The organism is Lachnospiraceae bacterium oral taxon 500 (assembly GCA_002999035.1).
Taxonomy (GTDB): domain Bacteria; phylum Bacillota; class Clostridia; order Lachnospirales; family Vallitaleaceae; genus W11650.
The window spans coordinates 1,940,258-1,952,606 of record CP027241.1 but is presented as its reverse complement, the minus strand read 5'-3'; the positions used below and the strand labels follow the sequence as shown (position 1 = coordinate 1,952,606).

Sequence of the window (12,349 nt, the reverse complement as noted above, 5' to 3'; positions counted from 1 at the left end):
TTTAGACCGCCCGGAAGAAGCGCGCAGCACTTCAATCAGGAAAAAGTTGAGTAAAATAGTTTAATCCCCACTCTGCTCTATAATAGAACGGAGCATGGTTAAAAACTCCCGCTCTGACCAATGATATGCCTCAATATCAAAGTTAATCCCCCGGCAGGTGAACCAGGCGATATAAACATCCCCACGATGATAAATAATCACCGGGGTATCTCCAATCTGCGATTCCTTTTGGTCATCCGCCGAATAAAAGCAATCGCGCAGCGGCGTAAATTCCTGGGAAAAAGAAATACGCAGCGACTTGCCGTCATTCTTTCCGTCCCAATAAGAAATTTTATAATCATGCAGCACCGTATAGCGCCAGTCTTGATCCGGAGTGTAAACTTCCGCATACCAGCTTTTCGTTAACTCCGCCGGCAGATACAAGTCTTTCATAAAATCAAAGCCCCACGCCTCCGCTTCCGCCGGAGAAACTTCTCTGCCTTCCGCCGCAATCTTAGCGGCAGCTTCCTCTTTGACTTCATTGATAACAATTTGTTCCTCGCTGCCAAGCGTGTTGAAAGCCTCTTTCGATGCCCCTTTCAGCACTGCACCATCCCTGTCTTCGGCCATACTTTCCGCTGCAATCCCGGCTTCCTCCGTCTTAGCTCCCTCGCTCAAATTCACCGCCTCGCTTTTGGATGGCTCCGTAATATAAAGATAAAAACTAAGCCCCGCTGCTATCGCCGTGCAGCCCAGTGCTCCGGCAAAAGCAATCCGGCGCAGCGGCAGCCTTTGATTTGTCGGCACATTTTGCAGGCAATGCTGCCGGACTTCGGCAAAATCCGGCATATTTTTATCTAATACCGCTTTAATCAGCGCTTTTTCCTTCATACCCGCTCACCTCCTCTTTTTCTGCTGTGTGATACTGTTTTCTCATTTCCTTAATTGTCCGGTAGAGCTTATTTTTGACATTTGACTGACTAATCTCCATTAATTCGGCGATTTCGGCAATCCGCATTTCCCGGGAATAAAACAAATAAAAAATTTTTTGAATCTCTGCCGGCCGTTCCGCCAGAAAAGTCTCAATTTTTCGGCTCATATCCTTTTGATCGAGCCAGTCCTCGATTTCAAAGGTATCTATCGCCAGTTCCGTCATATCCGGTTCGTCCTCATCCGCCCCCGCTGCCTTCGGCCATAAAAACAGGCTTTTCAGCCGATCAGTTAGCCGGTAATAGCGGTAAATCTTTTGCCGGGCAACCTGCCGGACAAAGGCCTCCGGCTGCTTGATATAATCTATTCCTTTGCGGCAGATAATCGTAAAAACTTCCGTATAGGTATCCTGAAAAATATCCTGAATATCGGCCGGATTGCCGCATTTAGCGGTAATCTGCGTCAAAACCGCCTCCCGCGTCTGCGCGTAGATTTGGTCAAAACATTCTACCTCTTGCCGTTTTTCCACTTGTCCTGCCCCCTTTCGAATGAGAATTCTCTTTTCTTATTACTTAAGCGTCATGAAGGTTGGGTTTTGTTTCAAATATTATAAATTTTTTTGAGTTTAAAAGCAAGTCCTCCGGTCACAGCAAGTATAAGTCCTGCCTGAACGATAAACTCCCAAGACTTTGCCCCGGCAGGTCTTGGGAGTTTACAGCTGTGTAAAAAATAAAAGATTGTGAATCCGTCCCCTTGCGGGGAATTGTTAGTTCTAATTCAAATTGCCCTTTTCTATATGCTCCCGCAGGATCCGGTCTGTTACCTCAAACAGCGCTTCCGAGCCCAGCCTTGTTTTGCTTTGCCGCGCGTAAACCTGTTCCGCAGTTGCCCGCTCCTTCCAATCACCGCCGTTATTGCTGTTATTTAAAAGCAAAGGCTGGAGATTGTCCATCACGTGCGCAAACCGTGATTCTGCGGTTTCGTATGCCTCAAATTCATCAAACAAGGCCACCAGCTCTGCTTTTTGATCTGCCGGCAAAATCGAGAATATTCGTTCTTTGGCGGCGTCCTCACGAGCTTTTTGGGTTTTCAGCCCCTCTGCGTCATACGCGTAGGTGTCGCCGGCATCAATTTCCACAATATCATGAATCAAACACATCAGCATTACCTTGGCAATATCTATCTGCTCATTGGCATATTCTTTAAGCAGATACGCCATAATCGCCATGTGCCATGAGTGTTCCGCATCATTTTCATTTCGGCCGTGCCCGGATAAATGAGTTTGCCGAAATACATTTTTCGCCTTGTCTATTTCCAAAGCAAAGGCTAATTGTTTTTCCATGCGTTCATTCATCATAACGATTCCTCCGCAACTTTAAATACTCCTGCCTATCCGGTTATCCGCTGACAGCTGCTCCGTTTCCCGGCACCAAACTGCGGCGGCACTGGAACTGTTAAAAACCCTTTGCCGCCAACCCGCTTTTGCCGAAACGCAGCGGCTTACAATTTCAAAGCAGGAAAGCAGAAATGCTCCCGCTTATCCCCCTTATTCCTGCTTCGTCAGCCCTGCTAACTGCGCCAGCAGCTTTTTCTCGCCATGTCCCGGAAACAGCACCTTAACCTGATAATCAGCCCCGCCGTTTTCAATGCTCAGCACCTGACCGATTCCATATTTTTTATGCTTAACCAAATCGCCGACTCCGTAATCCAAAGCTTTGCCCTGCGGTGCCGGAATTTCCGTTTTGCCGGCGGCATAAGGCTTGCGGTTCATCGCCGCTTTGCTCCTACCAAAGTCCCGACCGGCCTTGCTCTCGACCGCAAAAAGCGATGTCTTTTCTTTCACGGGCACAATCTCCTCCACATATTCCGGCGGAATCTCTTTTAAAAAGCGGGACTTGGGATTGACCTGAGTTTTGCCGTACATCAGCCTCTCTTTGGCATTCGTCAAAAACAACTCCTCCTTGGCCCGGGTAATGCCGACATAAGCTAAACGCCTTTCTTCCTCAACATCTTTTTCCAGACCGGAATTAACACTCATATAGCTGGGAAACAAATTTTCCTCCATGCCAATCATAAAGACAACCGGAAACTCCAAGCCTTTGGCGGAGTGAATCGTCATCAGCACCACTCTTTTGGCATCTTCTTCCAAGGTATCCACCGATGCCACCAAAGCCACATCCTCCAAAAAGCCGTCCAAAGTCGGTTCTTCATTTTGCAGGGTATATTCCTTGGCCTTGGAAATCAGTTCGTTGATATTGTCAATCCGGCCAAGACTTTCCGGCGTGCCCTCTTTAAGCAGTTCTGCCGTATATTTGGTCTTTTCCAGCACCAGCTTAATCCAGTCCTCTAAAGCTATCCCCTCTGCCAGCTTAGCTTTTAAATACTGTATGATTTCATAAAACTCCGATACCGCCGCTGCTCCCCGAAAACCGGCAGTCCGGCACTGCCCGGCCGCTTCCAGAAAGGAGCAGTCCTTTTGCAGCGCAATTTTCTGCAACTCTTCCAAACTTTTGTCGCCGATGCCGCGTCTGGGCTCATTGATAATCCGCAGGAAAGACACATTATCCCTATGATTGCTAATCATTCTTAAATAGGCGATGATATCCTTTATTTCCTTACGCTGATAAAAGGCGACTCCGCCAATCAGCGTATAGGGAATCCCAGCCTTGACAAAGCCTTCCTCCACGCTTCGGGACTGCGCGTTCGTCCGGTACAGCACAGCAAAATCATTATAATCCCGGCCGTTTTGGCGCTGCCGATTAATCTCCTCCGTCAGGAAACGGGCTTCTTCCTTTTCGTTTTCCGCACTTTTGTATTTCAACTTATAGCCGGTCGTATTTTCCGTCCACAGTGCTTTATCCTTTCGGCTGTTGTTATTGGCAATCACGGCATTGGCCGCAGCCAAAATATTTTTGGTCGAGCGATAATTCTGCTCCAGCCGAATAACCTTGGCCTGCGGGTACACCTCTTCAAAGTTTAAAATATTGGTGATATCCGCTCCCCGAAAGGCATAAATTGACTGGTCGTCATCACCGACCACGCATAAGTTCTTGTATTTTCCGGCCAGCAGGCTGACCAGCTCAAACTGTACGCCATTGGTGTCCTGATATTCATCAACCATAATATAATGAAACTTTTCCTGATAAACCGCTAAAATATCCGGATTTGATTCAAACAGCTGTACCGTCATCATCAATAAATCGTCAAAATCCATGGCGTTATTTTGATGGAGCTGCTGCTGATAATTCTCATACACTCTGACTGCCATTTCCCGGCGAAAATCGCCCCTGACCTCTCTTGCCAGCTCCGGCGGCGTCAGCTTACGGTTTTTGGCAGAGCTGATCAAATTGGCAACATAAGACTCCGACAGCGCCTTGGTGTCAATATTCATTTCCTTTAAAACCTGCTTAATCAGCTTCTTGGAATCTTCCGCGTCATAGATGCTGAAGCTCCGGTCAAAGCCAACCGCATCGGCATGCCGCCTTAAAATCCGGACACAACTGCTGTGAAAAGTGCTGACCCAAATCTCCGCCGCGGCATCGCCAATTAGACGGTCAATTCGCTCGCGCATTTCCTTGGCCGCTTTATTGGTGAAAGTAATCGCCATGATATGCCAAGGCCTCACACCCTTTTCTTCAATCAAATAAGCGATTCGATGGGTCAGCACCTTGGTTTTGCCGGAACCCGCTCCGGCCAGCAAAAGCAAAGGCCCTTCCGTAGACTGAACCGCTTCTCTTTGTTCCTTATTTAATTCCGCATCTCTATTCATTTCAACCTCAAACTTTTAAAATATACTTTTCGCCGGCTATCCGCCATGAAGCACTCAGTACGCCAAAATTAAACCGCCGGAATTGGCATAATTGGAACTTAAGCCTCTGGTAGCCACCACAATAATATCCTTAAAATTATAGAGTTCACTGGCCCGTTCCATTGCCAGCTTAGCATATTCCGCTGCCTGGCAATGAGCAATGACCAGCCGTTTTTCGGTCACATCTCCGCCTAAGTCGGCAATCATCGCCACCATTTTTTCAATCGCCTTCTTAACGCCCCGCGCTTTTTGCAGCAGTTCAATCTCACCGTCATTGCTGCCCAAAATCAAGTTAATATTCAGGACACTGGCGATTTTGCTTTGCAGCAGGCTGAGGCGCCCGGAACGCTCCAAATTATCCAGTTTTTGCAGGACAAATACCGTTTTCAGTTCGCTGATATACTGCTCGACCTTTTCCACAATTTGCTCAAAGTTCAAACCCTTTTGAATCAATTCCTCAAGCTTGAAGGCAATCGCCACTTGAGTCGAAGAAGCACCCTTGCTGTCAAAAACATGAATATTTTTAGCCGGATATTCCTCCAAGTACAAATCCTTAGCCAGCATCGCCGAAGCATAACTGCCGCTTAACTTAGCAGAAATCGTAATACAAAATACTTCTTCCTCTCCCAGATAGGACTGCATATAAGCCTCCGGCGACGGACAAGCCGATTTCGAAACTGTTTTGGAAGCCGACTGCTTTTTTAAGAAAGCGTCCACGTCCATCGTGTCGTCATCGACAAAAAACTCGCCGTCAACCTCCAAGGTCAGCGGAACCAAAGTAATATTCATTTCTCTTTTCATTTTATCAGTAACATCACAGCTACTATCTGCTACAATTTTATATGCCATATCTTGCTCCCTTTTTTAAAGATGTGAAAAAGCTGCTCTTTTCCGGTAAGCCGCTAAATGAAAAGCGCCTTAATGAGCATGGAAAAGCCGAACTCATTTACTCCCTTTCCCCTGACCGAAGTGCTGCATACTTCTGCCCGGGCGGGCAGTCTGCCTGCAAAAGGCTGTTTTGGCTTTGCGGAACATGGGAAAGTTGAATCAATTATATGTTATTTTGCTGCCGCTTTCAAGCCTTTTTGCAAAAAATTGCAGAACGCTATAAGCTGTAAAAAGCAGTCATTGCCCGAATCATATCTTCCATATCCTGCCAGCCGGCCAATTCTCTGGCCGAATGCATTGCCAGCATCGCCAGACCCGTATCGACAATCGGAATCGGCAGGTACCGGCTGATTAAAGAACCAATTGTCTTTCCGCCCGGAATATCGGCATGATTGACAAACTTTTGATAAGGTACCTGCGCCTGCTCGCACACCTGCTGCCAAGCTGCGGTGCTGAATGCTTCGGACGCATAAGCCTTGTTACCGCTCTGCTTAATCACAATCCCCCGATTCACTTTTGGGCGATTGGTCGGGTCGCATTTTTCCGGATAAGCCGGATGGCAGGCATGCGCCCCATCCGCCGAGATAAAGAAAGAACGCAGCAGCGTATCCGTCCAGGCTGCTGCTTCGATGGAAAGACCCTGACGCAGCTTTTCCAGCAGCAGGTTAAAGTTCATCGAATCCGCCCCCTGCCGGCTTAAGCTCCCGATTTCTTCATGGTCAACAAACAGCGCCGCATTGACGCCGGTTTGCGGTTTTCCGGCAATCAGCGCCTGCATGGCTGCATAGACCATGGCCGTATCATCAATTCTGGGGCAGGAAATAAACTCTTCCTCCGCTCCCACTAAACTTCCTGCTTCGGCACAGTAAACAAATAAATCAAAGTCCAAAATCGCCGCCGGCTCCACTCCCAGTTCCGCCGCCAAAAGACGCAGCAGATAATTTTCCTTTTCCATTTTTTCTTTCAGGGTGGCAATCAGCGGCAGCATCTCTTTCTGTGCCTTAATTTCAACGCCTTTGTTCACTTCCCGGTTCATATGAATCGCCAACGACGGAATCGTAACCACCGGCTTTTGCAAATCTACAATCCTTAATTCCGGAGCCAGCGGCCGGTCACTGCGCAGGGCAACCGTTCCGGCAATGCTGAGCGGGCGGTCAAACCAGGTATGAAAAATCGGGCCGCCGTATATTTCCATATTTAAGCGGCGATAGCCGTCATTATCTACTTCCGGAGCGGGCTTTAGCTTTAAGGCCGGATTATCGGTATGAGCGCCGATAATCCGCAACTCTTCATAATTGCCATTTGCCGCCGTCTGAAAGGCCAACAGCATTGACGGCGAAGTCTGCGTATAATAGCCTTGCCCGGCCTGTAACTGCCACTTGCCCGCCGGCGATAGTTCTTCAAATCCGGCCTGCCGCAGTCGGTTTTTGGTTTCCCGAACAGTACAGACTGCCACTGTCGCCTTTTGCATATATTCAAAAAAATCTTGTCCCTTATCCATGTTTCTTTTCTCCTATTTTCTTTAATCCGGGGTAAAGCGCCGCCGAAATCCAAACCGTCGCCGGAATCGTAAACATCAGGCCGATACTGCCCGCCATTGCCCTTAATATTTCGGAACTGACCGAATCATAATTAATAATTTCCGTAAAACTAATCTGATAAACCATAAATAAAATAATCAAATGCAGCGAAGTACCAACATAAGCCAGTATCAGCGTGTTTGACATTGAGCCCATAATATCGCGGCCGATATTCATGCCGGAACGAATCAGCTGCCTTACGGGAATTGCCGGATTCAGCTCCCAAATCTCCCATAACGAAGAAGCAATCGACAGCGACACGTCCATAATCGCTCCGATTGAGCCGATAATAATTGTGCCGAACAAAAGCCCTTTGTAATCCAGCCCTCGGAAATGTGGAATATACGCCAAACTAATAGCCGTATCGGCTGATAAACCAGTCAGCCGACCGGCCTCGCCGAAAATCACTGCTAAAAGCCCGGCAATCAGCACACCGCTGATTGTCCCTAAAATTGCCGCCGCTGTTTTTTTATGCCGGCCGCTGATAATCACCAGCGTAACCGTAATCGCCAGCGCCGATATCGCCACCGACAGGAGAATCGGCGAAAAGCCTTTCAAAATCATGGGAATGTAGGCAAAAAAAATAAGACTAACCATTATAATCAGTGACAGCAGCGCTTTCAGTCCTTGTTTTCGGCCGATTAACAGCATCATCACCGCAAATAAGGCGGTAATGACATAAATGGAAGTATCCCTGACCCTTTCTTCTATTTTAACGGTTTCTATTTCCCGCTCTGCGTTCTCCGTCAACCGAATCAAAACCTGATCATTGACTTTAAATATATAATTTCCGGGCATAATCATTTCAATCGTATGGCGAACCGTCAGCACCTCCGAGCGGTGCTCCCCGGTCAGAATTTCCAAAATCAAATGCTGATAGCGGATGTCCGCTTCAACCGGGATGTCACTGCGGATCTCGGCCGTATCATCATACTCTATCCCTCGCACAATCGCCTTGGCAATCTTATAATCCTTTTCCTGCATTTCGGCTTCATAAAACGCCCGCAGATCGGTATCGTCATTTTGAGCCGCCGCCGCACTGCCGCCAAATATCCCCAAAAGGAACAGCAGCAGCCAACCCCAGGCCATCTGTCGTCTGTATATTCTCAAATTGCTCTCCTTTATAAAGGCGAGGAAGACCTGACGATCTTCCCCGCGTCTTTATTTGCCTTTTTGCGTAACTCCGCGTTATGCCGCCGGAGCCAAAACCATAGCCGTTTTCTTTATATCTTTTAGATAATCCGTCTTTTTCGGCGTAATTTGTTTTGCTTTTTTAATGGTTTCAACAAAAATGTCTCTGACCGGAATATAGGTTTCATCGACGTTAACCGCATTCTTAAAGTTATAGTTATCGCCGCCGGTAAACATAAAGTCATTTACCACTACCCGATAGGTCTTTTTCATATCTAACGGCGTACCGTCGGATAATGTAATCTTAGTAATCCGGTTTTCAAACTCCTTGGAAGAATCATATTCAACAATCAGACCGGTGAACGCACCGTCAGTTACACTCGGATTCATGATACCGTGGTCAATTGCCTTCTTAATATCCTCACCCGGCAAGTCCATTACTACCAGATAGTTATCAAACGGCATAATCTCATACATATCGCCCATGGTAATATCACCCTTTTCCAAGGTTCGGCGCAAGCTTCCGCCGTTTTGAATGGCAATCTGCGCGCCGGTCTTTTCCGCCATGACATCACAGGCCCATCTGCCCAATAAAGTAATGGTGCCTTTATCAGCCCGGTTGTGGGTAAAGGCTTCGGTTGCCTGACCGATTACTTCCTTGGTTATCGGCTCCAGTTCCTTTTGCAAATCAGCATAAAACTTTTCGGTGGCATTGTCTTTCAAAATAACGTCTTTCATGTCAGATCCCTGATTCAGCTTGGAACTGAGGACAAACTTGCCGTCTTTCTTCTCGACACTCATAATACCAACCGTTCTGCCGTAGCAAAATGCCTGCATAATTTCAACGCCGTTGACCTTACCGGAAACCGGCCGATGGCTGTGTGCCGATAAAATACCGTCCAGCCCCTTAACCTGATTTGCCAAAGTTACGGCGTTACCGGTAATTTCATTGGTCTTATTGTCTTGAATCGAATCAATATGGGTTAAAGCAATAATCACATCGGGCTTGCCTTCTTTGGCTTTACCGGCCTTTAAGTAATCAACCCATTCCTGTGCCGTCTTGACCGGATCGGCAAAGGTATAGCCGTCGGTTGCGCCCTTGTTGACCAAAGACGGCGTATCCGGATGCGCCAGCCCGATCAGACCGATTTTAATCCCCGCTTTTTCCACGATCAGATACGGCTCCGTCCATGTAGCCGGTTTGCCGGTTTTCTGATCAATGATATTAGCAGCTACATATTTGAAGTTACCTTCTTCCGCCCATTTCGGAATTCTTTCCGAACCCCAGTCAAACTCATGATTGCCGACTGCCGAGGCAACAACCTGCATGCCCTTCATCATGGCACTGACCGGCTTACCGTAGGTCAGATTGGATTCTGCCGTTCCCTGATAGTTATCGCCTCCCGAAAGCACAAAGGAATTGGGATTCTGCGCGATATATTCATTGACAAAGCCAACTAACTTACTCATGCCTATATTTCTCTTGCGGCCGGTAATTTCTTCTTTAATATTGCCGTGAAAGTCATTAAAATAAATAATGTCTACCCGGTTTTCCGGCTGGGTTAATTCTTTTAAGCCGAGCTCTTTGGCTTTTTCCTTGGAAATACGTCCGCGGTAAACCAAAAACTGACCTAAGGTTTCATTGGCCACACCCGTCTGCATCGGTGCATTTAAGGCATTTAAAACAATAGCGGCCGCCGCTCTTTTGCTGACCGGCGTTTCAATATCGGTATCCGCCGCTATTAGGGCAAACTCTTTTGCTAAACTGTCCGCCGCCGTCCAGGCTTTCTTAACATCATGCTTTAAAGCCCGGAGCAGGAAGGTAATAAAGTCATGATGCGTCAGTTTGGCCTGCGGGTCAAACTCTTTTTCGCTCTTACCGGTCGTGATATTCAGGGAAAGTCCCAAACCGGCATAACCTTTAAACCATTCCGGCACATCTTCGAAAGTGTTTAATTTAACATATTCTTCTTTTTCTGCTTCGGCCTGTGAATAACCGATGGCTTTTAATACCATGGTCAAGCCTTCCGCCCGGGAAAGCTGGGCGTCCAATTTTTCCGCCGTATTTCCCTCTCTATCCAGCAAGTTCAATTCCTGCAGGCTGTTGACTGCATCTCTTTCCGCCGCCCTCACAAATCCCGGTGCTGACAGGCACAAAACAAGTGCCATCAGTATTGCTGCATACTTCCTCATAGAAGCACCTCCTTAAAATAACCCCAAAAAAAATAATTTCGCCCTCATCCCTCTCTGAAACGACTCTCCTCGTCATTTCCGCTTTCGTCCGTTTTCCTCATAAAAACAAACCTCCTGCCGGGTATTCCGCGAAATTATCTGTGTCATGTTTAATTATAATATAAATTTTTCTTTAAGTCAATTCCCTCTTCAACTTTCCCGCCCGCTTTCCGCTTTCGCTCTTAAACTTTCCCGATTTCTTTTGCGGTTTCTTTCGGTTTGTTCCCGTTTTTCCCGTTTACTCCTTTTCCTTTCCCTTTTTTCTCCTTTTCAGAAAAAATTTCTTGACAAATCAATCTATTTATGTTATTTTCTAATCAGTTAGGAAACATTTTATTTTTCATCATAGGAATGGCAGCAGCATTCCGGCCTTTATTTTTCGGGGGTATGGCGCAGCTGGGAGCGCGCTTGAATGGCATTCAAGAGGCCAGGGGTTCAAGTCCCCTTATCTCCATCGCAAAAATGTTTCTCAAAAACGCTTCCTTTGCGAAGCGTTTTTTTATGATATTATATCAATAGCTGACCCAACGGAGGTTATTATGGATCGGATTATTACCCTCAGCCGGCAATTCGGCAGCGGCGGTCACGAAATTGCCAAACGCCTGTCCAAGCGGCTGGATTTGCCTTTTTATGATAAAAATATTTTACGCATTGTCGAAGAAAAAACCCACTATTCCGAAGCCTATTTACTGGAAAACGAGGAACAGGTGCCCTCGCTTTTAAACGGCCCCTTTTACGGCAGCGGACACACTTCTTTTTATCCGCAGATTTCGACCGATAAGGTCTTTTTTTCCATCAGTCATGTGCTCAAGGATATCGCCGCCAAAGGCCCCTGCATCATTGTCGGGCGCTGCTCGGACTATGTTCTGCACGAGTTTAATCCGCTCAATTTCTTTGTTTACGCTTCCATGGAATCCAAGATTGAGCGAAAGCTTTCCCTGTTAAAGGAAAATAACGAGCCCATGATTTCAGCTGAAGAAATGAAAAAGCAAATCCGCTATGTCGATAAGCAGCGGGCCAAATATTATGAGTTTTACACCGACCGGAAATGGGGTCAGCCGGCGAATTATCATTTATGCTTAAACACTTCGGATTTAAGCATTGATCAGGCGGTTGACGTTTTGGCCTACTATATCAATTCAGTACAATAAAGGCTGTTCATAAACTTTTTAAATAAAAAAGGAAATTTGTCCTTTTCAGCGAATATATAAGCATACACCAGGAAGACCGATGCTGCATAATTTTTGACAAATCAGGAGGTAAATTATTATGATAAGAGTAGTCACAAAAGCCACCGGCGAAGGAAAAAGCCAAAGCTTGATCGCTATGGCCAACGAAAACTTGAAGGTAACCAAGGGTCATGTCGTTTTTATTGACGGCGACGGCTCACACATGTATGAATTAAAGCATCAAATTCGTTATATCAGCACTTCTGACTTCCCCTTTGACAATCATTATGAATTCTTCGGCTTCCTTTGCGGAATCCTTTCCCGCGATAGCGATATCAGTGATATTTATGTTGACGGCCTGCTTAAACTGGCTAACTTAAAAGCAATCGACAATCCCGAAAAGTTTACCGAAAAATTAAAAGTTCTGGCAGAAAAGTTCGGTATTAACCTGACTCTGGGAATCGGCTGCTCATCGGACAAATTACCGGCTGCTTTCCATGAGTTTGAACGTGCGGAATAAAATAAACTTATTTGCAATCTGCCCCTTTGGCAGAAAAATTGAATGAAACAGTAAAGACGGTGCATTACCCGGCCTTAAGCCTAATGCACCGTCTTTTGTCTGAACTGCCATA

Annotated in this window: 10 protein-coding genes and 1 tRNA gene; 3 read left to right on the top strand and 8 right to left on the bottom strand. The window is 46.6% G+C overall.

The genetic code is table 11. The features are described from left to right. Window positions 1–60 precede the first annotated feature (60 nt). From C3V36_08910 to C3V36_08875, 8 genes are all read right to left on the bottom strand, one after another. The gene (locus C3V36_08910; protein AVM69350.1) at window positions 61–870 is read right to left on the bottom strand and encodes a hypothetical protein; all 810 of its coding nucleotides are present in this window, start codon (window positions 868–870) and stop codon (window positions 61–63) included. Then, window positions 848–1,465, bottom strand: a complete 618-nt coding sequence (locus C3V36_08905; protein ID AVM69349.1) for a hypothetical protein — start codon at window positions 1,463–1,465, stop codon at window positions 848–850. The genes C3V36_08910 and C3V36_08905 overlap by 23 nt, the downstream gene beginning before the upstream one ends. Window positions 1,466–1,681: 216 nt before the next feature. Further along, window positions 1,682–2,263: a hydrolase gene (locus C3V36_08900; GenBank protein AVM70495.1), complete on the bottom strand. Its 582-nt coding sequence runs from the start codon at window positions 2,261–2,263 to the stop codon at window positions 1,682–1,684. A 192-nt stretch (window positions 2,264–2,455) separates the two neighbouring features. Then, entirely contained in the window at window positions 2,456–4,678 is a 2,223-nt protein-coding gene (gene pcrA / locus C3V36_08895) for a DNA helicase PcrA (protein AVM69348.1), read from the bottom strand. A 54-nt stretch (window positions 4,679–4,732) separates the two neighbouring features. Next, a complete protein-coding gene (locus tag C3V36_08890; GenBank protein ID AVM69347.1) occupies window positions 4,733–5,566 on the bottom strand; it encodes a DegV family protein in 834 nt (277 codons plus the stop codon). A 256-nt stretch (window positions 5,567–5,822) separates the two neighbouring features. Continuing rightward, the gene (locus C3V36_08885; protein ID AVM69346.1) at window positions 5,823–7,106 is read right to left on the bottom strand and encodes a M18 family aminopeptidase; all 1,284 of its coding nucleotides are present in this window, start codon (window positions 7,104–7,106) and stop codon (window positions 5,823–5,825) included. Next, window positions 7,099–8,274 carry a YibE/F family protein gene (locus tag C3V36_08880; GenBank protein AVM69345.1) on the bottom strand — a complete coding sequence of 392 codons (1,176 nt, stop codon included), beginning with the start codon at window positions 8,272–8,274 and terminating at the stop codon, window positions 7,099–7,101. Before C3V36_08880 ends, C3V36_08885 begins: the two co-directional genes overlap by 8 nt. A 99-nt stretch (window positions 8,275–8,373) precedes the next feature. After that, the gene (locus C3V36_08875; GenBank protein ID AVM70494.1) at window positions 8,374–10,332 is read right to left on the bottom strand and encodes a multifunctional 2',3'-cyclic-nucleotide 2'-phosphodiesterase/5'-nucleotidase/3'-nucleotidase; all 1,959 of its coding nucleotides are present in this window, start codon (window positions 10,330–10,332) and stop codon (window positions 8,374–8,376) included. Between the two features lie 597 nt (window positions 10,333–10,929). Between C3V36_08875 and C3V36_08870 the strand changes: the two genes are divergently transcribed. From C3V36_08870 to C3V36_08860, 3 genes are all read left to right on the top strand, one after another. Further along, window positions 10,930–11,002: transfer RNA gene (locus C3V36_08870), tRNA-Ala, on the top strand. Between the two features lie 85 nt (window positions 11,003–11,087). Next, the gene (locus tag C3V36_08865) at window positions 11,088–11,699 is read left to right on the top strand and encodes a cytidylate kinase-like family protein (GenBank protein AVM69344.1); all 612 of its coding nucleotides are present in this window, start codon (window positions 11,088–11,090) and stop codon (window positions 11,697–11,699) included. Window positions 11,700–11,817: 118 nt separating this feature from the next. Continuing rightward, window positions 11,818–12,237: a twitching motility protein PilT gene (locus tag C3V36_08860; protein AVM69343.1), complete on the top strand. Its 420-nt coding sequence runs from the start codon at window positions 11,818–11,820 to the stop codon at window positions 12,235–12,237. Window positions 12,238–12,349: the final 112 nt, after the last annotated feature.